This window comes from Niameybacter massiliensis (genome assembly GCF_001282685.1).
Classification (GTDB): domain Bacteria; phylum Bacillota; class Clostridia; order Lachnospirales; family Cellulosilyticaceae; genus Holtiella; species Holtiella tumoricola.
The window spans coordinates 640,233-663,487 of record NZ_LN875034.1; the positions used below are offsets into that span (position 1 = coordinate 640,233).

General features: G+C 35.4%; 21 protein-coding genes. 17 read left to right on the forward strand and 4 right to left on the reverse strand.

Annotation, left to right across the window (positions count from 1 at the left end):
• Window positions 1–79: 79 nt before the first annotated feature.
• The 16 genes from BN2390_RS05385 (at window position 80) to thrB (ending at window position 17,519) form a co-directional block, all read left to right on the forward strand.
• On the forward strand, window positions 80–1,648 hold the full coding sequence (locus BN2390_RS05385; RefSeq protein WP_053983332.1) for a hypothetical protein: 1,569 nt from the start codon (window positions 80–82) through the stop codon (window positions 1,646–1,648).
• A gap of 20 nt (window positions 1,649–1,668) precedes the next feature.
• Window positions 1,669–2,364 (forward strand): MgtC/SapB family protein, encoded by a 696-nt coding sequence (locus BN2390_RS05390; RefSeq protein ID WP_053983333.1) that lies wholly within the window; start codon window positions 1,669–1,671, stop codon window positions 2,362–2,364.
• A gap of 24 nt (window positions 2,365–2,388) precedes the next feature.
• Window positions 2,389–3,195, forward strand: coding sequence for a histidinol-phosphatase HisJ family protein (locus tag BN2390_RS05395; RefSeq protein ID WP_082238599.1), 807 nt, complete (start codon window positions 2,389–2,391; stop codon window positions 3,193–3,195).
• A gap of 87 nt (window positions 3,196–3,282) precedes the next feature.
• The gene (locus tag BN2390_RS05400; protein WP_053983335.1) at window positions 3,283–4,482 is read left to right on the forward strand and encodes an MFS transporter; all 1,200 of its coding nucleotides are present in this window, start codon (window positions 3,283–3,285) and stop codon (window positions 4,480–4,482) included.
• Window positions 4,483–4,632: 150 nt separating this feature from the next.
• Window positions 4,633–6,045, forward strand: a complete 1,413-nt coding sequence (locus BN2390_RS05405) for an MBOAT family O-acyltransferase (RefSeq protein ID WP_053983336.1) — start codon at window positions 4,633–4,635, stop codon at window positions 6,043–6,045.
• A 100-nt stretch (window positions 6,046–6,145) separates the two neighbouring features.
• Entirely contained in the window at window positions 6,146–7,339 is a 1,194-nt protein-coding gene (locus BN2390_RS05410; protein ID WP_053983337.1) for an alginate O-acetyltransferase AlgX-related protein, read from the forward strand.
• Between the two features lie 11 nt (window positions 7,340–7,350).
• Window positions 7,351–8,031, forward strand: coding sequence for a response regulator transcription factor (locus BN2390_RS05415; RefSeq protein ID WP_053983338.1), 681 nt, complete (start codon window positions 7,351–7,353; stop codon window positions 8,029–8,031).
• A gap of 1 nt (window position 8,032) precedes the next feature.
• Entirely contained in the window at window positions 8,033–9,289 is a 1,257-nt protein-coding gene (locus BN2390_RS05420; protein WP_198524855.1) for a sensor histidine kinase, read from the forward strand.
• A 63-nt stretch (window positions 9,290–9,352) separates the two neighbouring features.
• Window positions 9,353–10,469, forward strand: a protein-coding gene (gene prfB / locus BN2390_RS05425; RefSeq protein ID WP_198524856.1) for a peptide chain release factor 2 whose coding sequence is annotated in 2 segments (ribosomal slippage) — window positions 9,353–9,427 and window positions 9,429–10,469 — 1,116 coding nt in all. Because the reading frame shifts where the segments join, the coding sequence is not laid out codon by codon here.
• Between the two features lie 226 nt (window positions 10,470–10,695).
• On the forward strand, window positions 10,696–11,139 hold the full coding sequence (locus tag BN2390_RS05430; RefSeq protein ID WP_053983340.1) for an ACT domain-containing protein: 444 nt from the start codon (window positions 10,696–10,698) through the stop codon (window positions 11,137–11,139).
• Between the two features lie 17 nt (window positions 11,140–11,156).
• Window positions 11,157–12,374 (forward strand): homoserine dehydrogenase, encoded by a 1,218-nt coding sequence (locus BN2390_RS05435; protein ID WP_053983341.1) that lies wholly within the window; start codon window positions 11,157–11,159, stop codon window positions 12,372–12,374.
• A gap of 39 nt (window positions 12,375–12,413) precedes the next feature.
• A complete protein-coding gene (locus BN2390_RS05440) occupies window positions 12,414–13,631 on the forward strand; it encodes a cofactor-independent phosphoglycerate mutase (RefSeq protein ID WP_053983342.1) in 1,218 nt (405 codons plus the stop codon).
• A gap of 140 nt (window positions 13,632–13,771) precedes the next feature.
• Entirely contained in the window at window positions 13,772–14,980 is a 1,209-nt protein-coding gene (locus tag BN2390_RS05445) for an aspartate kinase (protein ID WP_053983343.1), read from the forward strand.
• Window positions 14,981–15,137: 157 nt separating this feature from the next.
• Complete coding sequence (locus tag BN2390_RS05450) at window positions 15,138–15,767, forward strand: CPBP family intramembrane glutamic endopeptidase (protein WP_082238603.1); 630 nt, start codon at window positions 15,138–15,140, stop codon at window positions 15,765–15,767.
• Window positions 15,768–15,856: 89 nt separating this feature from the next.
• Window positions 15,857–16,480 carry a dTMP kinase gene (gene tmk, locus BN2390_RS05455; RefSeq protein ID WP_053983344.1) on the forward strand — a complete coding sequence of 208 codons (624 nt, stop codon included), beginning with the start codon at window positions 15,857–15,859 and terminating at the stop codon, window positions 16,478–16,480.
• A gap of 130 nt (window positions 16,481–16,610) precedes the next feature.
• The gene (gene thrB, locus BN2390_RS05460; protein WP_053983345.1) at window positions 16,611–17,519 is read left to right on the forward strand and encodes a homoserine kinase; all 909 of its coding nucleotides are present in this window, start codon (window positions 16,611–16,613) and stop codon (window positions 17,517–17,519) included.
• 83 nt (window positions 17,520–17,602) lie between these two features.
• Here thrB and BN2390_RS05465 read toward each other — a convergent pair whose 3' ends face one another.
• Genes BN2390_RS05465 through BN2390_RS05480 form a run of 4 tightly spaced genes read right to left on the reverse strand, consistent with a single transcriptional unit; the run spans window position 17,603 to window position 22,429 of the window.
• Complete coding sequence (locus tag BN2390_RS05465; RefSeq protein WP_053983346.1) at window positions 17,603–18,556, reverse strand: ABC transporter permease; 954 nt, start codon at window positions 18,554–18,556, stop codon at window positions 17,603–17,605.
• Window positions 18,557–18,559: 3 nt separating this feature from the next.
• Window positions 18,560–19,750 (reverse strand): ABC transporter permease, encoded by a 1,191-nt coding sequence (locus BN2390_RS05470; protein ID WP_082238604.1) that lies wholly within the window; start codon window positions 19,748–19,750, stop codon window positions 18,560–18,562.
• Window positions 19,743–21,269, reverse strand: a complete 1,527-nt coding sequence (locus BN2390_RS05475; protein WP_053983347.1) for an ABC transporter ATP-binding protein — start codon at window positions 21,267–21,269, stop codon at window positions 19,743–19,745. Before BN2390_RS05475 ends, BN2390_RS05470 begins: the two co-directional genes overlap by 8 nt.
• A 59-nt stretch (window positions 21,270–21,328) precedes the next feature.
• Window positions 21,329–22,429, reverse strand: a complete 1,101-nt coding sequence (locus tag BN2390_RS05480; RefSeq protein WP_053983348.1) for a BMP family lipoprotein — start codon at window positions 22,427–22,429, stop codon at window positions 21,329–21,331.
• A gap of 241 nt (window positions 22,430–22,670) precedes the next feature.
• Here BN2390_RS05480 and BN2390_RS05485 point away from each other — a divergent pair, with 241 nt between their 5' ends.
• Window positions 22,671–23,243, forward strand: coding sequence for a hypothetical protein (locus tag BN2390_RS05485; protein WP_053983349.1), 573 nt, complete (start codon window positions 22,671–22,673; stop codon window positions 23,241–23,243).
• The last annotated feature ends 12 nt before the right edge of the window (window positions 23,244–23,255 follow it).

The window sequence follows — 23,255 nt, forward strand, 5'->3', positions numbered from 1 at the left end:
TGAGAGATTGCTAAAGGGTAGAATTTTATAGTTTTAGAATAGAGTAAAATAATATTTAGAATAAGTTAGGGAGGACAGCATGAAAAACTATACATTTGATACGACAATTTCAAAAGAAGTCTTAGAAAACTATTTATCACGTTCTGTATCTGCAGCATTTTTTATTCATACCAAAACATTAGAAGATGACCTTAGAGCACTTAAAAATATGGGTGTAAAGTTTGTTGGGCGTGCTTCAGGTATATGGGAGCCAGATGAATGTGATGAGGAGCATTTCGCAAAATCTAAGTACTTAGCTGATCGTGTACACGAAGTAGACCCAGAAATTATTTTACAAGCTTGTATTTTTGAAGCAGTTTATTTTTATGAAGATCGCTTTAAAGTACCGGCTTATGTATTTGAAGCTTTTGGGTTACCAGTAGAAGATAGAGGGTTTAGAGTAGCTGATATGCTTTTCCCAGAGAAGCCAAACGGGTTTATTTGGGGAGATGAAGGTGGGATTCCAGATCTCAATCGCTTAGAGGCAAGAATGTGGTTCTATTATCGTGCGACACGTTATATAGATGCAGGTTATGAAGCACTACATATGGGACAAATTCATCTTTATACAGCAAATGATCATGGCATGAAGAAGATGCAAGAATTAATGCAAATGATTCGTGACTATGCCAAGATTCATGGACGACGTCATTTAGTACTTATGGATGCACATAGCCATGGTATTAGTATAAATGGCAAACTCTTATTAGATTACAATGCGATGCCATTTACAAGAGTACCTCTACTTGATAGAGAAGGTGAAAAACTGGTAATGGTACGTGAAGGCTTTAGTGAAGGTGGAGAAAGCCCAAGTGGTTGGTCAGCAGAGGCAATGCCATTTTTAATGGAGTATGATAACTGGGGCGGTAAGGTTCTGGATAATTTTGATGACTATACTTATGAGGAAAGAGCATGGAAAGATTGGTGGGGGTATGATCAGATTGGTTGGTTTGCAAACCAAGATGAAAAAGGACAAAGTCACTTCCTAGAGTATTCCTATAAATGGACGGCTATTAATAATCCTAATGCCTACTTCGAAGTACCATTTAGAAGAACACTAAATAGTGCGGCAGTTAAAATGCAACGAGCTGATAATGGTGAATGGGATACTCAAGATTATTATCAAATCAATACGAAGAGCGAAGCTTGCCCAATGGGATTTGGTCAAGAAGAGACAGTTAAGAAGCTATGGGAAACTGGTAATGAGCTAAGAAAGCAAGCAGCTAATCCATCCGATCTTATTCACTATGGATGCCATGAAGTCTATGATGAAGAAACAGGGATGAAACTTCCTGAGAAGGTAGTGGTTTATGGTAGTTTTCAACCACATGTAGGTGCAGTACAGAATGATTCAAATAGTGAAGTGACACGTATGTATTATATAGGGGACAATACGTATACACTTTCTGTAGTGATGCCATTTGCAGGTGAGTTCGATTATGCTGTTTCAACTTATGGAACGTTGTCAGCAACTTATTGTTATGATACCTATCCAAGAAGTGGTTCATCAAATAAAGGGACTTTCAAAATAGAAAAAGATAATACAGTGGTGAGGTTCCGCTATAAGTTTATGGAGCATGTAGTGACAGTTGAGCTATTTGAGGATTAAAACAGAAAGAAGGAAGAGGGATGGTAGGCATCTTGGAGTATTTAGAAGAATTTAATTATGCTTCTATATTATTACGACTCAGTTTAGCTGTTATTCTAGGTGGAATAGTAGGTGCAGAAAGAGCTACTAAAAGGCAGACAGCAGGTATACGTACCTTTGCTGTAGTTTGTTTAGGTGCTGCAATGGCTATGGTAACCAATGAGTATTTATGTGTACGTAGTGGAGATACAATAGATGCATCTCGTATGGCAGCACAAGTTATTAGTGGTGTAGGTTTCCTAGGGGTAGGAACAATTATTGTAACAGGTAAGAACCAAGTTAAGGGACTTACAACAGCAGCAAGTCTTTGGACTGTAGCAACATTAGGACTTGCAATTGGAGCAGGATTTATTTATGGGGCATGTGTAGGTTTTATCCTTATTATGGTTGCAGTTAAAGTACTAGAAAAAGCCAGTAGATATCAAGAAAAACATAATAGAGTTCTTGAAATATATATGGAATTAAGTCCGGAAGGTGGAATGACTGAGGTCATGGAATATATTAAGTCTAAAGAGTTTGTTATTCGCTCTATGCATCGGGATGGCCAAAATACATTTAAAAGTGAAGATGTAGCAGTAACAATGGAACTAGACTTAGGTACAAAAAAGGATCATAATAGTATTCTAGTGGAACTAGAACATATAAAAGGATTAGACTACATAGAAGAGATCCGCTAATCTAATTTACGTAGAGGAGAATAGATGATGTACTTAGCAGATTATCATATGCATTCCAAATACTCTTTTGATGGACATGAAGAAATACATGTCCTTTGTGAAGAAGCAATCCGAAAAGGACTTAAGGAGATTGCGATTACAGATCATTATGATATGTTCCAAGATAAAAAGTATAGTAGGGAGTTGGATCTTGTAAATTTGTATAAAGATATTGCAAGAGCTAAAGAAACTTATAAGGATAAGCTTATTGTAAGGGCGGGGATAGAAGTTGGTCAGCCTCAAGCTTCGCCAGATGAATATAGAAACTTCCTAGCAAACTATGAATTGGATTTTATTATAGGTTCTGTACATAACTTAGAAGATGCCTTAGATGTAGGAGAGTATGATTTTTCTAAGATGGATATCTGTAAGGTATATGAACGCTATTTAGATTATTTAATAGAACTGGCTACCTCTTATGACTTTGATGTAATGGGACATATTACATATCCTATGCGTTATGCCTATAACCAATTGGGAAGTTACCCAGATATGGATCTTTTTAAGGAGCGAGTAGAAGCGCTTTATAAACTATTGATTCATAGAGGAAAAGGGATAGAGGTCAATGCATCAGGATTTTTTCAACCTATGAAAAGGTCTATGCCTGATCTAGAACTTGTTAAGCTGTATAAAGCCTGTGGTGGAGAAATCATTACAGTAGGATGTGATGGACATTACTTACAACACATAGGGTGTGCAGTCAAAGAAGGATTAGAAGTTATAAAAGCAGCAGGTTTTAAAACGATTACAACATTTGAGAAGAGAAAACCTATCTTCAAGAATATAGAGTAAACCTAACGATTTCTAAAGTTCAGAGGAAGTTAAAACAAGCTGAGCTTTAGAAATTTATTTATATTAAACAAATAAATGAGGTCTAAGATGAAAGAGAAAATAGCAGAACATAAAAGATATATAGCTTTTATAGGTTTTGGATTATGTATGATTGTTTTGGGTGCAAGTGATAGTCTAAGAGGTATTTTTTCAGCTGTATTTCAAAACCATTTTAGTCTGTCTACAACAGAACTATCTCTCATTGTAACAGTAAGTTATTTGGGCAATTTAGTTTTCTTATTATGTGGTGGCAATTTGCTCGATCGCTTCAATAAGAAAAAGGTCTTTTTGATGACACTAGGCGTATGGATGATAGGTGCACTACTTTTTGTAACAAGTGAGAGCTACCCTTTACTGTTAGTAGGAATGTTTTTATGTATGGGTACATCTACGTTGATGAATACAACGATTAATATTTTAGTACCTGTTATTTTTGCTGCATCACCAGGGCTTATTGTAAATATCCTTTTCTTTGTTCAAGGAATAGGAACAAGTGGCGCACAAAATATAGTCGGTCGAGCAGCAGTTGATATTGTAAACTGGAAGCTAGTAAATGGTGTATTACTAGGTGGGGCGCTAGTGAGTATGCTTATTCTCTTTTTCTTTAATATGCCTCAGGTTACTCAAAAAGAAAAAGAGTCCATCTCTTATAAGAGCATTTTAAAAAATCCAGCTTTTATCTATTGTATTTTAATTTTTGGTTTTTACTTTATTGCAGAACACGGTATACTTAATTGGTTTTTACTTTATGGCATTAATGGTTTAGGGATTCAAACAAACCAGGCAGCGGTATTACTTTCTATTTTCTTTGGCGGTATAACGGTAGGAAGACTAATTTTCGCACCTGTTGTACAGAAGTTAGGTGTAGAAAGAAGTATTATAATCTTTGGTGGAATAGCCACTATTCTATATGGGATAGGTATAGTAGGAGGAAGTTCTACAGTCGTTGTATTAAGTAGTGCAGGCTTAGCTTTTTCTATTTTATATCCAACCCTTGTATTAATGCTTCAAAATTACTATGAAAAAGAATGCATTGCATCTGCAACGGGTATGATTATTAGTATTGCCACATTATTTGATATAGGATTTAATCTAGTATTTGGAAAAGTAGTAGACTTAATAGGCATGCGCTTAGCCTTTTTCATCTTATTAGGTAGCATGATTATGTTCTTTATTTGCCTGATGCTATTTTGGAAACGTGCGAAACAATATAAGCAAATAGAACCAGAGCAAGCTATGAAAATTTAAAATAACAAAATAAGATAATTATAGAGCAAAGCTCCCTCTTAAAACGCCTTAATAGGCATAAGAAGGAGCTTTTTGTGTATTCAGCTTTTGTTCAGCTAAGGAAGATATACTTAATAACAGTCAAACTGAAATGATAAAGGAGAATGAAGGATGCTGTTTTCAAGTATTATCTTTTTATTTATTTGCTTACCTTGTATTTTATTAATTTATTATGGATTGTGTCGTACAAGAAAATGGAAAAATTACTTTCTACTGTGTGTGAGTCTTGGATTCTATGCATGGGGAGAGCCTAAATATATCGTATTACTTTTAGTATGTATCTTAGGGAACTATGTATTTGGAAGGTTTGCAGAAAGCTTGCCAAAAGGAAGCCGTAAGGTACAGATCATGATTGTAGCTATGTTGGTCTTTAATCTAGGTATTTTAGGTATTTTTAAATACTTAGGATTTGCTGTAGCGACTTGCAATAGTGTATTGAAACTAGATTGGAATATTCCCAATGTAATTCTTCCAATAGGTATATCATTCTTTACATTCCAAGGTATATCTTATGTTATAGATATTTATAGAGGTAAAGGGAGAGCACTTGAAAATGTATTAGATGTGGGACTTTATATCGCTTTCTTCCCTCAACTTATAGCAGGTCCTATTGTACGTTATGAGACAGTAGCAGAGGAGTTAAGAGAAAGGAGAGAGAACGTAGAGGACTTTGCAGAAGGGGTTATAAGATTTGCAGAAGGGTTAGGTAAAAAGGTTATTTTAGCTAATAACTTTGCATTAGTGGCAGATAAAGCTTTTGGATTACCAGATGGGCAGTTATCAGTAGTATTTGCATGGTTAGGCGCAATAAGCTATATGCTTCAAGTATACTTTGATTTTAGTGGTTATTCAGATATGGCTATAGGACTTGGAAGGATGTTTGGGTTCCATTTTTGTGAGAACTTTAGAGCACCTTATACAGCAAAGACCATCTCTGAGTTTTGGAGAAGATGGCATATTTCTTTAGGCTCATGGTTTAGAGATTATGTATATATTCCTTTAGGGGGTAACCGTGTAACCAAGAAAAGTCGCCTTATATGTAATTTATTGATTGTATGGGGATTAACAGGTATATGGCATGGTGCCAACTGGACATTTATTGTATGGGGACTTTATTTTGGGTTACTTATAATGACAGAGAAGGTTGGGGGATTAGAAAAGAAATTAATCAAGTTACCATTTGTAGGACATATTTATACCCTCTTACTTGTGTTAATCGGATGGGTATTCTTTAGAGCAGACTCTTTAATACAAGCGATACAGTACTTAAAAGTGATGTTTGGATTCGAACAAGTGACCTTCTTAGGAAGTTTAGCCAACTTATATCTACAAGAGAACTTTATATTGCTTATTATAGGTGCTATTTGTTGCTTACCTCTTAAAGAATGGGTAGATCGATATCAATTAACAGAACATACAAGTTTACAGGTTATTTATAGAGTAGGATTAAGTATCGTAACAGTTATTGCAGTAGCTTATCTCGTTAAAGGGAGCTACAATCCTTTCATCTATTTCAATTTTTAATACTAAACTGTTGTACAAAAATAAAGCAAATGCTTAGAAATAGGTAAGAACTTAAGAGTAGACTATTGGATTAAAAGAAATTTAGGAGGGAGATAGCAGAATGAAAAAAATACAGTATTGGACGATTATTTTATTTTGTATAGCACTTTTATTAGGAGGGGGTATGACTGTTCTTAAAAATGGTAAGACAATTGCTGCCTCAGTGATATATTCTATTAAAGATCAATATACGTCCAATCCTTCTGGGGAAAGTCTTGTCAGTGGGTTTACAGAGGGGATGGAAGAGGGCGTAACAGATAACTTCTGGTTGAAAGAACTTTATGTTGATCTTTATGGATTAACAGAGAGATTATTAGGTAGGGATTATATTAGGGATGCTAATCCATCCAATGTAGTTGTGAAAGACCAAGATGAGAATTTACATTTTATTACGTTCCCATTTGATTATGAACAACCTTTAAATGGGTTAGTAGAGATAAATGAAGCACTAAAACAAGAGAGAATACCGCTACTTTTCGTACAAACACCTCTTAAGGTTATAGAAGACTATACAACATTACCACCATCAGTAGTGGATTACTCTAAGAAAAATACAGATGAATTTTTAAGTAAGCTTGAAGAAAATGATATAGACTTTATAGATTTGCGTGAGAATGTTAAAAAGGATGGTTTAGACTTATCGACTTTATTCTTTAAGACGGATCACCATTGGAGAACAGAGACAGCTTTTTGGGCAACCGATAAAGTTACTCAGATATTAAATGAAAGATATAGCTTAGATTTAAATCAAGATGGGAGTTATACAGACTTAAAATCTTACAATAAAAAGACTTATAAAAACTTCTTCTTAGGTTCACAAGGTAGACGTGTAGGGAGACTATACGCAGGCGTAGATAACTATACTCTCATCACGCCAAAGTTTAATACAGATTATGAAGTCACTATCAATAAAAGTGATTCAAGTACAACGTATGCAGGAACTTTTGAGGAAACCATACTCAAACACAGCTTGTTAGATGAGGAGGAAAGTGTTTATACTAATAGATATGCAAGTTACTTTGGAGGCGATTATCCAGAAGTCATCATAAAAAATAAACTTCAAAAAGAAGGAAAGAAAGTATTAATTGTAAAAGATTCTTTTGCACTTCCTTTTTCAGCTTTTCTTTCTACTATGTTTGAAGAGACTAGAATGATTGATACAAGATATTTTAAAGAAGATTTATTAAATTATATAGATGATTATCAACCAGATGTAGTTCTTTATGTTTATAAATCTATGAAAACAATACAGTAAGAGGTGAAAGTGTGATACGCGTACTTCTTGTAGAAGATAATCAAAAGGTAAGTCACAATATTGTGAAGTACTTAGAAGAGGAGTTTAGTATTCAACCTGTTTACACAGGAGAGGAGGCTATTCTCTATTTAGATGCAGAAAGCTATGACTTAATGATTTTAGATTTGATGTTACCAGGACAAGATGGATTAAGTGTATTAAGTTATGTAGAGAAGAAAAAGTTGCCAATAGGTGTGATTGTACTAACGGCAAAAGAAGATTTAGGGGATAAGCTTAAAGCATTTAATTTAGGTGCTAGAGACTACTTAACAAAACCATTTTTTATGGAAGAGTTAAAGGCAAGGCTCTACGTTATTTTAAAAAGCTTAGGTAAAATTACAAGTTCGAACCATATTCAATTTAAGGACTTGGTCATAGACCTTAATAAAAAAGAAGTATGGGTATTAGATCAAAAGGTTGAGTTAAATGAAAAGACCTTTCATCTGTTGGAGTACTTAATGTTAAATCAAGGTATACTACTTTTCAAAGAACAAATTTTTGAGAGAATTTGTGGATATAATAGTGATGCATCTATAGATATTATTGAAGTATATATGAGTAGATTACGAAAATGTCTAAGCCCTTTTAAATATGATAAATACATTGTAACCAAGAGGGGGATGGGCTATATATTAGATGATAAGGTTGAATAATATGAGTAGACAAGATATTTTTAAGACCACTAAGAAAAAGATTATAGGAATAAGCTTCGGTATAGTACTTGTAAGCCTTTTAACATTAGCCATGCTTACTCAAGTTTTTTATCGTGCACGTTTGTTTGCTAATGTAGATAGACAACTTTTAACCCATCGTAACATGATACTCAATGAAAAAATTATAAAAGGCAAAGGTGAATATAAAGAAGTTATTTTACCTGCACCACTTACACCGGATATTATTAGTTTTGTATGGAAAGATGGAGAAGTAGTGGATGAGAGCCCACATGTTTATTTTGGAGAAGGTAAATATCCAAGCTTCCCAAGTGAAGAAACAGAAGGTATTATTACACTTGATAGTGATGGGTATTACTATAGAGGTGTTAGCTTTATAAAAGAGGGTTTAGTTGTGCAATTACTTTTAAATGTAGATGCTGAACTTCAATCTGTGCAACAACTGGTAAGAGCTACTTGGTTAAGTCTTTTGATTCTCTTACTGGTGACTTTTGGACTCGCTACCTACTTAGCGAATAAAGTCCTTAAACCTATTAGACGTGCCTATGACCAACAGGTATTTTTTGTGCAAGATGCTTCTCATGAGATGCGTACACCACTAGCTGTTATAAAAGGGCAATTAGAACTTTTAAGTAGACATAGAACCGATCAAATAGAAGAACACTTTGAAGAACTAGCTCAGGTTATGAATGAAGTCCATGCACTCGAAAAGTTAAATAGTGACCTACTCTTCTTATCTAAAGAAGATGTAGGAACCCATCTAAATGTAGAGAAGATAGAACTAAATCAATTTATTGAAGAAATAAGTGAGTTCTATGAAGATATAAGTGAAATTCAGGATAAAAGATTCATACTAGAAAAAAGTGAGGTACTGCAGTCTACATGGGTAGAATGGGATAGAGTAAAGGTGAAGAGATGTCTAACCATCTTGCTTGAGAATGCTTTTAAATACACATTAGAATGTGGCGTGATTACTCTTAAGGTAGAACAAGAAAATAAAAAAATTAAAATCAGTGTAAAAGATACGGGTATTGGAATTAAAGATGAAGACCAAAAGAGAATATTTGATCGTTTCTTTAGAAGCAGTGATGTAAGAGGAAGAAGTATTGATGGAAGTGGTATTGGACTGAGCCTACTACAATCTTTAGCAAATACCATGAATATAGAAATCAAAATAACCTCAGAATATGGTAAGGGAAGCTGCTTTACATTAGAAATACCTATTCAGATAAAGGCTTAGATGTATTAATATAAAGAGTATGCTATAATAGGCTATAATGAAACGAAAAAGGAAGTGATAATTGTGTTAGATTTAGATCAACTAAGGCTATCTCTTGAGCCTTATAATGCAAAAGTAATGGAAATGGGGAACTCTCTTTGACATCGCTAAACATAATGAAGAAATAGCGGAGCTCGAAGAACTTTCAGGTTCGCCAGAATTTTGGAACGACATGGAGAAAGCCCAACGTACACTTCAAAAATTAAAAGGGCTTAAAGATATAGTGGACAAGTACAATGCACTTTCTAGTAGCTATGAAGATGTGATGACACTTATTGAAATGGCAAAAGAAGAAGATGATGAAGAGTTAGCAAATGAAGCAAGCTCAGAGGCTGATACTTTCGTCAATGAGTATGAATCTATGCGTATTGCAACGCTCCTTGACGGAGATTATGATGCAAATAATGCTATTTTATCCTTACATGCAGGTGCAGGTGGAACGGAAGCTTGTGACTGGGTAAGTATGCTTTATCGTATGTATACAAGATGGGCTGATAAAAAGGGCTACAAAGTACAACTTCTTGATTACCTTGAAGGTGATGAGGCTGGAGTGAAGTCTGTAACAATCCAGATTAATGGAGAAAATGTTTATGGCTATCTTAAAGCAGAAAAAGGTATTCACCGTTTAGTGCGTATTTCTCCTTTTGATTCATCAGGTAGACGTCATACATCTTTTGCATCTTGTGATGTTATCCCAGAGATTACAGATGAGATTGAAATTGAAATTAAACAAGAGGACTTACGTATCGATACTTACCGTGCAACAGGTGCCGGTGGACAGCATATCAATACAACAGACTCTGCCGTTCGTATTACACATATGCCAACAGGTGTTGTTGTACAATGTCAAAATGAACGTTCACAGATTCAAAACCGTGAAAAAGCTATGCAAATGTTAAAAGCTAAACTCTTTGAAAAGCAAGAAGAAGAGAGAATGGCAGAGCTTGAAGGCATTCGTGGTGAGAAAAAAGATATTGGCTGGGGTAGTCAAATTCGTTCTTACGTATTCCACCCATACAACATGGTTAAAGACCATCGTACAAGTGAAGAAACAGGTAATACTGGTGCTGTAATGGATGGTGATATCGATAGATTTATGAATGCATATTTAGTATGGATTCATCAAAGAGATGAAGAATAACTAAAAATAAATTCTTCAGGCTTTATATATTAAAGTCTGGGGAATTTTTTTATGTAAAATTGAAACAATAATTTATACAATAGATAGTCATATGGTAAGATATACATTATGCAAAATAATTAAAAATTATAAATACTAATTAAGTTATGTTGAAAAAGTTAAAATATTATGCTATAGTCTTTATAACAAAAACAAATGTTCACCATATGCGAACAAGGAGAATAAGATGAAAGAAAACAAGCAATATTACATTATAGATAAAGAGGTATTACCAGAGGTTTTCCTTAAAGTAATGGAAGTAAAGAATTTGCTTGAAACGGAAAAAGCAATGACAGTACAAGAAGCTACAGAAAAGGTTGGGATTAGCAGAAGTTCATTCTATAAATATAAAGATTCGATTATGCCTTTTTATGAAAAAGGTAGGGGGCAAACGATAACTATTTTAATTAAGTTGATGGACGAAGCAGGTAGGCTTTCTGAGTTACTTAACTATATTGCAAGCTTAGGTGGAAATATATTAACAATTAATCAAATGATTCCTATGAATGGGATGGCACTGATTAATATCTGTATGGAAACCTATGATGTACAAATGGAGATAGGGGCTTTTATTGAAAAGCTTGAAACAATAGCAGGGGTACAAAGCATTAAATTATTAGCAAGGGAATAATGAAGGAGGGTTATAATATGAAGGTTGCGGTATTAGGATATGGAACAGTTGGATCAGGGGTCGTTGAAGTACTTATGACGAATCAAGAAAGCATTGAGAAGAAGGCAGGAGAACGCTTAGAAGTTAAATATATTTTAGATCTTAGAGATTTTGATGAGAGCCCATTGAAAGATAAATTTGTAAAAGATATAAATGTTATTTTAGAAGATGAAGAAGTTAAAGTTGTAGCAGAAGCTTTAGGTGGTGTAGAGCCAGCCTATACTTTTGTAAAGGGAGCACTTCTTAAAGGGAAGAGTGTAGTGACATCTAACAAAGAACTAGTGGCTACACATGGTCCGGAATTATTAGAGGTAGCAAAAAATAATCAATGTAACTTCTTATTTGAAGCAAGTGTAGGGGGCGGTATTCCGATTATTAGACCCCTTAATAACGCTTTAACAGCTGATGAGATTTATGAAATTACAGGCATTCTTAATGGAACAACAAACTTTATATTAACAAAGATGAAAACAGAAGGTAGAAGCTTTGAAGATGTATTAAAGGAAGCTCAGGAGCTAGGCTATGCAGAAAGAAATCCAGAAGCTGATGTAGAAGGGCACGATGCATGTCGTAAGATTGCTATTTTAGCTTCTTTAGCATTAGGTGAACATGTAGACTATAAAGAAATCTTTACAAATGGGATTACACAAATTCAAAAAGAAGATATGGATTATGCAACAAGCTTAGGCTATAGCGTAAAGCTTCTTGGAAGTTGTAAAAGAACAGAGGATGGCATTTACGCAAGTGTACAACCTACAATGATTCCACAGAAGCATCCATTAGCTAATGTAGAGGATGTATTCAATGCAGTACTTGTAAAAGGTAACATGGTTGGGGATGTTATGTTCTATGGTAGAGGAGCGGGGAAACTTCCTACAGCAAGTGCAGTAGTAGCAGATATCATTGATGCAGCTAAGCATAAGCAAACGAATATTATGTGTTTCTGGAGTAGAGAAAAAGTAGCCCTTGAACCTTATGAAGGATGTAAAGCAACTTATTTTGTAAGGCTTAAAGGAAATGCAGTATCAAATGAACAACGCGTACAAGAGGCTTTTGGTAAAGTTGAATGTATCACACCACTTAAAGAAGATGAATATGTATTCATCACAGAACGTGCACCTATTCAAGAGTTAGAAGAAAAATTGAATAATCTTAAAGACATAGAAGTAATTAGCAAAATATATATGGAGAAATAAAAGGCTAATTTAATCATGAAATAGAATGAGGGTGAAGAAATGAAATATGTTGTCGTACTGGCAGATGGTATGGCAGATGAGAAACTGGAAGCCTTAAATGGTAAGACACCGCTTGAGTATGCCAAGACACCTAATATAGATGCATTAGCACCATATAGCGAAATAGGGTTAGTAAGTACTATTCCAGAAGGTTGTGCTAAGGGAAGTGATACGGCTAACTTATCAGTACTTGGTTACAATCCAAAGCAATATTATTTTGGGAGAAGTCCATTAGAAGCATTAAGCATGGGGGTTACATTGGAAGATAGTGATGTAACCTTTAGAACAAATGTGGTCACTGTAACTGAAGAGGAAGAAGAGTATGAGAATAAAATCATCTTAGATCACAGCTGTGATGAAATCACAACAGAAGAAGCAGGTGTGTTGATTGAAGCTATAGAAGCAGCACTTGGTGATGAAATCAAACAATTTTATCCTGGCGTAAGCTATAGGCACTTACTTGTATGGGATGGGGGGAGCACAAAGGTAAAACTTACACCTCCACATGACATTTTAGATAAGCGAATTGGTGACTATAAGCCAGAAGGAGACTACCAAGATATCATATGGGAAATGATGAAGAAGAGTTATGAGATTCTTCATAATCACCCTGTTAATCAAGCAAGAAAGGCAAGAGGACTTAAACCAGCTAATAGCATTTGGATTTGGGGGGAAGGGATTAAGCCAAACTTACCACAATTTAAGGATAAGTATAAGGTAGATGGAGCTGTTATTTCAGCTGTAGACCTTATTAAAGGTATAGGTATAGGAGCAGGGATGACTTCTATTGATGTAGAAGGTGCAACGGGCAATGTGCATACCAATTACAAAGGTAAAGCAGATGCAGCCATTAAGACCTTATTAGAGGATCAAAATGACTTTGTTTATATTCATTTAGAAGGACCAGATGAATGTGGTCATCGAAGTGAGCTAGAAAATAAGGTATCTGCAATTTCTCAAATTGACCAGAAGGTAATTGGACCAGTTATACAGGCATTAAAAGAGAAGAATGAGGACTTCAAATTGATGATATTACCTGACCATCCTACACCTTTAAGGCTAAGAACCCATACAGATGATCCTGTACCTTATATGATTTATGATTCTACTAAAGTAGGCATAGCAGAACAGAATCAAGAATATAATGAAGCTTGTGCAGGTATGACTGGAATATATTTCAAGAATGGCTATGAACTTATGGGACATTTTGTCGAGTAAATTAGTATAATTAAAGAAAAAGTTGAATATTTTTACCGAAGTATATTATTTTAGCTGAAATTAATTGTAATAGACTGAAAACTGATGATATAATGTGGTAATTCATAAATTCAGAATAGACGCCTAGAGGAGGAGATAACGTGTTAATTGTACAAAAATTTGGAGGTAGCTCTGTTGCCAATGCTGAGCGTATCTTTAACGTTGCCCAAAGGATTGCGGAAACGTATAAAGAGGGAAATGATGTAGTCGTTGTACTTTCGGCTCAAGGAGATACAACAGATGATTTAATCACTAAGGCAAAAGAAATCAGTAAGAAGCCTTCAAAACGTGAAATGGATATGCTTTTATCAACTGGGGAACAACAATCAGTAGCGCTTATGGCAATGGCACTTGCTGAGTTAGGGTATCCAGCAACTTCTTTAAATGCTTATCAAGTAGGGATGATGACAACTTCAACATATATGAATGCACGTCTTAAAAAGATTAAACCAGACCGTATTCGTCGTGAGTTAGATAGAAAAAATATTGTTCTTGTAACAGGATTCCAAGGGATGAATCGTTTTGATGATATTACAACACTTGGACGTGGTGGTTCTGATACAACAGCAGTAGCTATTGCAGCAGCTTTACATGCTGACAAATGTGAAATCTACACAGATGTAGATGGTGTATATACAGCAGACCCACGCGTTGTAAAAGATGCAAAGAAGATTGAAGAAATTACATATGATGAAATGTTAGAACTTGCTTCATTAGGAGCAAAGGTACTTCACAATCGTTCAGTAGAGTTAGCAAAAAAATATAATGTAGAGCTTGTTGTAAGATCAAGTTTAACAAGAGCAGAAGGAACAGTAGTTAAGGAGGTTTGTAAAATGGAAAGAATGTTAATTAGTGGTGTAGCTGGAGATGATGAAATCGCACGTGTATCTCTTATTGGTATTGAGGACACACCAGGGAAAGCGTTTGATATCTTTACAACATTAGCAAAAAAGAATATTAATGTAGATATTATTCTTCAATCAATTGGTCGTGATGGTACAAAGGATATTTCCTTTACAGTAGCTGATACAGCTTTAACAGATGTAAAAGAAATCGTTGCGACACATATGGACCGTTGGGGACTTAAAGATGTAGATTATAATGAAAATTTAGCAAAAGTATCTGTAGTAGGTGCAGGTATGGTAGCAAATGCTGGTGTAGCATCAAAAATGTTTGAAGCAATGTACGACACAAACATTAACATACATATGATTTCAACATCTGAAATTAAAATTTCTATTTTAATTGATAAAAAAGATATGCATAAAGCAATGAATGCAATTCATGATGCATTTCAACTTGTTGACTAGTTGAAAGTAGACAGTGGTCCAAGGAGTACAAGTGCTCTGAAGGCCACTGTTTTTCATTTTGAAGGATGCTGGCATGTATATTAAAGTTTACTTAAGCTTGCCTACATGCCCTTACACTTAACCAAATATTTATTTTAGAGGGTGGATTATTTATACGATGAGAGAGGCAGGTGAAGAAATGAACACTATTAGTATGGTGTTAAGTGCGATTATTCAAGTAATTCTTTTATCTGTTATACCATTTATATGGTGGTTCTTAACTGCTAGAAAGAAGGAACATTTTTTTAGCTGGGTAGGCTTAAAGAAGCCAGAGATACAAGGTTCAAGGGTAAAGCTTATCTTTTTAATACTTATAGTTTCAATAGTATATATTGTACTCATGTTAATCGTAATGACACAATTAATGGATGGCACCAATACAGCAACCACACAGTTTGAAGGCCAAGGATGGGGAGTGGTACCGTCTATACTGATTTTTGCAATCATACAAACAGGCTTATCGGAAGAAATATTTTTTAGAGGCTTTCTTGGAAAACGTTTAATTCATAAATTTGGATTCAATGTAGGTAATACAATTCAAGCTATTTTATTTGGTATGATTCATGGTATACCATTTGGATTAATGACGGGGAATGTACTGATAACCATTTTACTCATACTTTTGCCAGGAAGTATTGGATGGATACAAGGATGGATGAATGAAAAACGTTCTTCGGGCTCAATTATACCAAGTTGGAGCACTCACGCTATAATGAATATTCTCTCTGCATTAAGTAGCGCTTTTTAGCCTTCTCTTATGGATAGGTGACATAATGACATAGTTTGATTTATAATAGCTTATAATAGGTAGATAATTAACTTGAGGAGGACCTAACTATGGCAAAAGGTGTATTTATAGCATTAGAAGGTGGCGAAGCAACAGGAAAAACAACAACAGCACAAGCTGTAAAGGAAAAGATGGAGGCTCTTGGATATGAGGTCGTTGTAACAAGAGAACCAGGTGGGATTCCATCAGCTGAAGCGATAAGAAATAATATTATGGATTTTCATGTAGATCCAAAGACTGAGTTGTTACTCTATGTAGCAGCAAGACGTGAACATCTTGTAAATAAAGTCATTCCAGCATTAGAAGCAGGGAAGATTGTTATAACAGATCGTTTCCACATTAGTTCATTAGTTTATCAAGGATGCGCGAGAGAACTTGGCATGGAAGCAGTACGTATGCTTAATGACTTTGCATGTGAAGGGCATTACCCTGACCTAAATATCATTATTGATATTCCAGTTGAAGTGAGTATGGAAAGAAAAAAAGGTGTAGAAGATATCAATCGTTTAGATTTAGAAGGTTATGCTTTCCATAAGAAAGTAGAAGAAGCTTATAAAATGATTAGTGAAAAAGGTGAAGATCCAACTTTAGTTATAGATGGAACAAAACCTATGGATGAAATGATAGAAGAAATTTATGAGGTTATTAAAAATAAAGTAGAGGCCATGCAGTAGCATCTATTTAATCATAGTGCCATAAAGCAGGTCTCGTAACAAATTTATAAAAATAAGCAAATGCTTACCTTTACTAAAAAGACTTGAGACTTAATAAACAAGTAAGCCTAGAGAAAGAGGGATTTTAACCATGATTAAAGTAAAAGTACCGGCAACAACAGCTAATATGGGACCTGGTTTTGACAGCATTGGAATGGCACTTCAAATGTATAATATTGCTTATGCTGAGGAGATAGAAGAAGGATTAGAAATTATTATTCAAGAAGGAAGTCCGGATATCCCAACGGATGAAACAAACCTTATCTATAGAAGTATCTGTCACTTTTATAAGGAGATAGGCAAACCAGTACCAGGTATGCGTATTATTCAACAAGATCATATTCCTCATACAAGAGGTCTTGGAAGTAGTGCGGCATGTATTGTAGCAGGCTTACATATTGCCAATGCCATGAGCCATAGTTTCTTTTCTAAGGAAGAGCTTGTGCAAATGGCAGCACAATTAGAAGGGCATCCTGATAATACAACGCCAGCTCTTTTAGGTGGTATGACAATAGGCGCTATGAATGAGGAGGATATGAAATATGTTAAAGTAAAGGTAGCTGAGAATCTACATTTTGCAGTAATGATTCCAGACTTTACTCTTTCTACAGAAAAGGCTCGTGCAGCACTTCCAACCCATATTCCACTTAAAGATGGAGTATTTAATGCGTCACGTGCAGCCCTCCTAGCGGCATCTATGATTACAGGAGATGTAGAGAACTTAAGTATGGCTATGGAAGATCGTTTTCATGAACCTTACCGTGAAAGCCTTATCCCTAATATGAGAGAGATATTAGAACATGCGAAGACTTGTGGTGCAAAAGGGACATTTTTAAGTGGAGCTGGACCAACACTTATAGCAGTTGTAAGAAATGTTGTTTCCTTTAGAAAGGAAATGGTTGAATTCCTTGGTGGCTTAGAGCAAGATTGGCAAGTCCAAATGCTTCAAGCGGACCAAGGTGGTGCTAAAGTTTGGATTGATGAAGAGTTGAAATACTAAGAGAAAGTAACTAATAAAAAAGGTGCCGTTACCTAGTGATTAAATAACACTAGGTAACGGCACCTTTAATGTATATGCAGAAATTATCTTTCTGAATGTTTGAATGGTTCTCCAGATGCTTTTGGCGCTTGTGATGATTTTGAGAATACAACAAGTGCTAAAAGTGTCATTACATAAGGGAAGATCTTAAGGAATACTGGAGGAATTGCTTGGAACTGAGGTAATACATCTGATACGTTTGAAATAGTCCAAGCTGTACCAAAGAATAATGTTGCAGCTACGATAGCAAGAGGTCTCCATTGACCGAAGATAAGAGCTGCAAGAGCAAGGAATCCAAAACCACCAACAGTACCATTGAACTCACCAGCAAATGTTACAAGGTAGATTGCACCACCTAAACTACCAAGTGCTCCTGAGATGATAACACCGATATAACGCATTTTGTAAACGTTAATACCAGCAGCATCAGAAGCATGTGGATTTTCACCACAAGAACGTAATCTGAGACCAAAGCTTGTTTTGTAAAGTAAGAAACAAGTAATAGCGATAATAATGATTACAACCCAAGTTGTGATGTATGAGTTTTTGAAGAATAAATCTCCAATTACAGGAATGTCTTTTAAAACAGGAATATCAAATTTTGTAAAACCTTTAACACGGATAGTACCACTACCTGTAATGTTACGTGCTAAGAAGAGTGTAAGTGAGCCAGCCATCATATTGATTGCTGTACCACTAATAACTTGGTTTGCACAAAGGTTAATACTTGCAAATGCATGTAAGAGAGAGAAAATACCTCCGACTACAGCAGCTACAATAAGACCAATCCATACTGGAGCATTGCTACCAGCAGGGAAAACAGTTTCTAAAGATACAATGGTTAAAGCACAAGCGAATGAACCGATAATCATAAATCCATCTAGACCAATGTTAACAACACCACTTCGTTCACAGTAAAGTGCTCCAAGGGCAGTAATGAGAAGAGGAATTGTTAAAGCAATAGCATAAGGAAAGATTTGAACAAGTGTTTCCCACATAATTTACTCATCCTCCTTTTTGGTTTCTTCATTATAGTCTGTTGGTTCTGTTTTTGGAGCTAAAGGTACATTGGAAATAGCTGTTTCAGAAGTTAATTCTTCAGAAAGGCTTGGTGAACTTGTTACCTCAGCTTGAGCAGATTCTTTTTTGTCTTGACGTTTTTTAATAGTACGATCAATCCAACCTTCAATAAGCATACTTGTAGCAGCAAAGTAAATAATAGTTGCAATAATTGTATCAGCAATTTCTGGTGGAATCTTTGTAGCAGCACTCATGAAACCACGACCTGCGTAAAGAATACCAAAGAATAATGCAGCAAGAAGTGCACCGATTGGTGTGTTTGCACCAAGAAGGGCAACAGCAATACCATCAAAACCTTGAGTTGGGATAACCCCTAATTGGATACAAGATGCGTTACCTGCATAGTGTACAACACCAGCAAGGCCAGCGAGTCCACCAGCGATCATCATAGAAGCGATGATATTTTTATTAACAGAGATACCAGCATATTCAGCAGCGTAACGGTTGAAACCTACTGATTTTAACTGATAACCAAAAGTTGTTTTGTTTAAGATAAAAGCAACGATAATAACGCCTAAGATAGCAATAAAGATACCTAAGTTGATGTAAGAACCACCAAATAAGCTTGACATTGCATCTGAACGAAGCGTTGCGTTTGGTGTTAACAGGCGAGATTCTGTTTCCATTGTACCTGTAAAACGTGCTTTAACAGCATAGTATACAACCCAGTTTGCAATCCAGTTCATCATAATAGATGATACAACTTCATGTACGTTGAATTTAGCTTTAAGAAGACCTGGTACGATTCCCCATACAGCACCACCAAGCATACCAGAGATGATCATGATTGGAAGAAGAACAAATGCAGGAAGAGTAGGGAAGCTAAGACCTACTGCTGTTGCACAGAAGCCACCAAAGAGCATTTGACCAGGTGCACCGATATTAAAGAGGCCTGTTCTAAATGCAAAGGCTACAGAAAGACCTGTTAAAATCAGTGGTGTAGCAGTTGCAATGGTATTACCGATACGTTCAATATTTTTAAGCGCACCTTGTAGAAGATAACTAAAGCCTGTAAAAGGATTATGTCCAGTAATGGCCATAAAGATTGCACCAACAGCCAGGCCAAGGAAAATAGAAATTAAAGAGACAAGTAATTTCTTATATCTACTCATTTGTCGTATCTCCTTTCACACCGGCCATCATAAGACCTATTTCATTTTCATTTGTATTTGCTGCGTCTACAATACCGATAAGTTCACCAGCATTTACAACAGCAATTCTATCAGAAACGTTTAATACTTCATCAAGTTCAAGAGAAACAAGTAATACAGCTTTACCTTTATCACGTTGTTCAACTAGACGTTTATGAATATATTCAATAGAACCTACGTCAAGTCCACGTGTAGGCTGTACTGCAATAAGTAATTCTGGATTAAGTTCAATTTCACGACCGATGATTGCTTTTTGTTGGTTACCACCTGAAAGGGCACGAGCAGGTGTGCTTGCACCTTGTCCGGCACGAACGTCAAAAGCATCTACAATTTTCTGAGCATATTCACGAATAACAGGGAATTTAAGAATACCATGTTTTGAGAATGGTGCTTTATTAAAGCGTTCAAGAATCATATTTTCTTCAATCGTATAGTCTAGAACAAGGCCACGTTTTTGTCTGTCTTCTGGGATATGAGCGATACCACTTTCGATACGGTCACGAATAGGAAGTGAAGTAATTTCTTTATTTTTGATAAAGACTTTCCCTTCTTCAATTTTACGAAGACCTGTAATCGCTTCAACAAGCTCAGATTGACCATTTCCTTCAACCCCAGCAATACCTACAATTTCACCTGCACGTACTTCTAAGTTAAAGTTTTTAAGACCAAGAACTTTTTTGTTGTTAAGAACAGAAAGATTATCTACTTTAAGAATAGTTTCTTTTGGAGTAGCAGGTGTTTTGTCTACTTTAAAGTTAACATTACGTCCTACCATCATTTTAGCCATTTCAGCTTCACTTGTTGTCTTAACATCTACTGTACCGATGTACTTACCACGACGAATAACACTACAGCGATCTGCCACTGCTTTGATTTCTTTTAACTTATGAGTAATGATAATAATTGATTTACCTTCTTTAATAAGGCCTTTCATAATTTCCATTAAATCATCAATTTCTTGTGGTGTCAGTACTGCAGTAGGTTCATCAAAGATGAGAATATTGGCATCACGGTAAAGCATTTTCATAATTTCTACTCTTTGCTGCATACCAACAGTAATATCTTCAATTTTTGCATAAGGATCAACATTAAGACCGTATTTCTCAGAGAGTTCAGCAACACGTTTTGCAGCGCTTGCAATATCCATTGTAAGACCTTTTTTAGGTTCAATACCAAGAACAATATTTTCTGTTGTTGTAAAGTTATGAACAAGTTTGAAGTGTTGATGTACCATACCAATACCAAGTGCTGTTGCTACGTTAGGATTAGTAATTTTAACTTCTTTTCCGTTAAGTTTGATTTGACCTTTATCAGGTTGATACATACCAAAGAGCATACTCATAAGTGTTGATTTTCCAGCACCATTTTCTCCAAGGAGGGCATGAATCTCCCCTTTTCTTAGTTGAAGGGTGATATTATCATTGGCAACAATCCCTGGAAACTCTTTACGTATACCGAGCATTTCAATAACATATTCCATAGTGTACCTCCTTTTAAGTTTAGTTTCAAAAAAAAAGGCGGTCAAACCGCCTTTTTTAATTATTTAATAAGACTACCATCATTGTTATCAGCGACTGTGATTTTTCCATCTTTCATTTGTTGTGCAACATCTGCAACAGTTTTAACTGTTTCTTCACTTAAGTTTGGATTTTCTACAGGGATACCAACACCATCATTTGTGATATCAAATGTAAGTGTTTGACCACCTGGGAAAGTACCATCAAGTTGTGATTTAACCATATCGAAAGAAGCGTTATCAATACGTTTAACAGCTGATGTTAAGATACATGATTTTGTATTATCTTTATCGTAGAAACCTTCAGCATATTGGTCTGTATCTACACCAATAATCCAAGCTTCTTTACCTTGAGATGAACGTTCAACAGCTTCTTTGATTGAACCAACACCAACACCACCAGCAGCACAGAAGATAGCTTTTACGCCTTTATCAAACATTTGAGCTGCAAGTTGTTGACCAGCAGGAACGTTATCGAATGAACCTTGGTATACTACGTTTGATTCTTCGATTGTCATATTTGTACCAAGATTAGCATTTGCGTAAGCTACACCTTGTTGGAAGCCCCAGTTGAATTTTTGTACAGCAGGAATTTCCATACCACCGATGAAACCTAAAGCACCTTCTTTAAGTTCTACAGCAGCAGCAACACCAGCAAGGAAACCTGATTGATGTTCAGCGAAGTAGATAGCAACTGTGTTATCAGCAACAGAGTAGTTACCATTTTCGTCAGCAGGAGCACCATCTAAAATAACGAAGTTTGCATCTTTGTATTTATCTTGAGCTTTGTAAATTGCTGTTTCGAATTTGAAGCCTGGAGTAACGATGAATTTGTAACCTGTGTCATAAAGGTTACTGATTTCTTTTAAGTAGTCAGCTTCTGTAGTACCAGCTGGTTTAAGGTAGTTTGTTTGAACACCAAGTTCTTTACCAGCACGAAGGATACCTTCCCATGTACCTTGATTGAATGATTTGTCATCAATAGTACCAGCATCAGTAACCATACCTACTTGTAAATCTGATTTAGGAGCCTCTCCATTGCTGCCACCATTAGAAGAACATCCAGCAAGTGATACTGTAGCCATAATACCACACATTAATAAAGCTAAAAATTTCTTTTTCATGACTTCACCTCTATACTCTTTTATTTAATTATATGTAGACGAAACAAGCATTAGAAGAACAACTTATAAGTAATGTCTTGTTTATCCCAATTAATCATACATGATAAGCATCATTATTTCAATATTTTGTGTAGATATATAAAAAAATATGTAGATGAAAAATATTTATTGAATCATGTAATACGAAACCTTACTAAAAAACATATAATTTTAATAAGGAGCTTATAAAGGAGCTAGAAATATGAGGACATTTATGAGTGCATCATACTTGCAAATGGAGGATATGATTTACTATACCATAGGCCAAGATCCTAATGTAAAGGTAGGTCATGTTGTTATATGTACAGAAGATGAGGCGGAGATTTGTATATACACTAGATATCTTGATCAAGCAGAGGCTCTTAGAAGCGTAATGCCAGAGGTTTATGAGTGGGGAATGAAGAGATTATGTACGAAGATTTTTTGTGGGGAACAACAAATAACCACCTGTTACTGCACTAAGCATAATCAAAGATCTGTAGCAAGCTTGTTTTGCCGAGCACTGACAACAAATCCACTTTTTGTAGGGGTAAGTTTAAATGAGCAACCCTTTCTTCCTATTAAAAGTAGCATTAATGTATATATATATCCATGTTTACTTCCTATTAGATGTAATGGACAGCATGAGAGTGAACAAAGCTCTGTTCAAACATTTGCTCAAGTATTAAAAAGAGAATTTGGTGGTATCTTGTCGACAGAGGTATTGTATGTAAGTGATGCTGTACGAAGGAAAAATGGACATTGCTTATACTGTGTTGGTAGATATGGAGAGTAGAGGGTTTAAAAA

Bases quoted from the DNA above. Each gene is read 5' to 3' on its own strand.
- BN2390_RS05385 (WP_053983332.1), top strand. From the start codon at position 80: ATGAAAAACTATACATTTGATACGACAATTTCAAAAGAAGTCTTAGAA.
- BN2390_RS05390 (WP_053983333.1), top strand. From the start codon at position 1,669: ATGGTAGGCATCTTGGAGTATTTAGAAGAATTTAATTATGCTTCTATA.
- BN2390_RS05395 (WP_082238599.1), top strand. From the start codon at position 2,389: ATGATGTACTTAGCAGATTATCATATGCATTCCAAATACTCTTTTGAT.
- BN2390_RS05400 (WP_053983335.1), top strand. From the start codon at position 3,283: ATGAAAGAGAAAATAGCAGAACATAAAAGATATATAGCTTTTATAGGT.
- BN2390_RS05405 (WP_053983336.1), top strand. From the start codon at position 4,633: ATGCTGTTTTCAAGTATTATCTTTTTATTTATTTGCTTACCTTGTATT.
- BN2390_RS05410 (WP_053983337.1), top strand. From the start codon at position 6,146: ATGAAAAAAATACAGTATTGGACGATTATTTTATTTTGTATAGCACTT.
- BN2390_RS05420 (WP_198524855.1), top strand. From the start codon at position 8,033: ATGAGTAGACAAGATATTTTTAAGACCACTAAGAAAAAGATTATAGGA.
- BN2390_RS05430 (WP_053983340.1), top strand. From the start codon at position 10,696: ATGAAAGAAAACAAGCAATATTACATTATAGATAAAGAGGTATTACCA.
- BN2390_RS05435 (WP_053983341.1), top strand. From the start codon at position 11,157: ATGAAGGTTGCGGTATTAGGATATGGAACAGTTGGATCAGGGGTCGTT.
- BN2390_RS05440 (WP_053983342.1), top strand. From the start codon at position 12,414: ATGAAATATGTTGTCGTACTGGCAGATGGTATGGCAGATGAGAAACTG.
- BN2390_RS05450 (WP_082238603.1), top strand. From the start codon at position 15,138: ATGAGAGAGGCAGGTGAAGAAATGAACACTATTAGTATGGTGTTAAGT.
- tmk (WP_053983344.1), top strand. From the start codon at position 15,857: ATGGCAAAAGGTGTATTTATAGCATTAGAAGGTGGCGAAGCAACAGGA.
- thrB (WP_053983345.1), top strand. From the start codon at position 16,611: ATGATTAAAGTAAAAGTACCGGCAACAACAGCTAATATGGGACCTGGT.
- BN2390_RS05465 (WP_053983346.1), bottom strand. From the start codon at position 18,556: ATGTGGGAAACACTTGTTCAAATCTTTCCTTATGCTATTGCTTTAACA.
- BN2390_RS05470 (WP_082238604.1), bottom strand. From the start codon at position 19,750: ATGAGTAGATATAAGAAATTACTTGTCTCTTTAATTTCTATTTTCCTT.
- BN2390_RS05475 (WP_053983347.1), bottom strand. From the start codon at position 21,269: ATGGAATATGTTATTGAAATGCTCGGTATACGTAAAGAGTTTCCAGGG.
- BN2390_RS05480 (WP_053983348.1), bottom strand. From the start codon at position 22,429: ATGAAAAAGAAATTTTTAGCTTTATTAATGTGTGGTATTATGGCTACA.
- BN2390_RS05485 (WP_053983349.1), top strand. From the start codon at position 22,671: ATGAGGACATTTATGAGTGCATCATACTTGCAAATGGAGGATATGATT.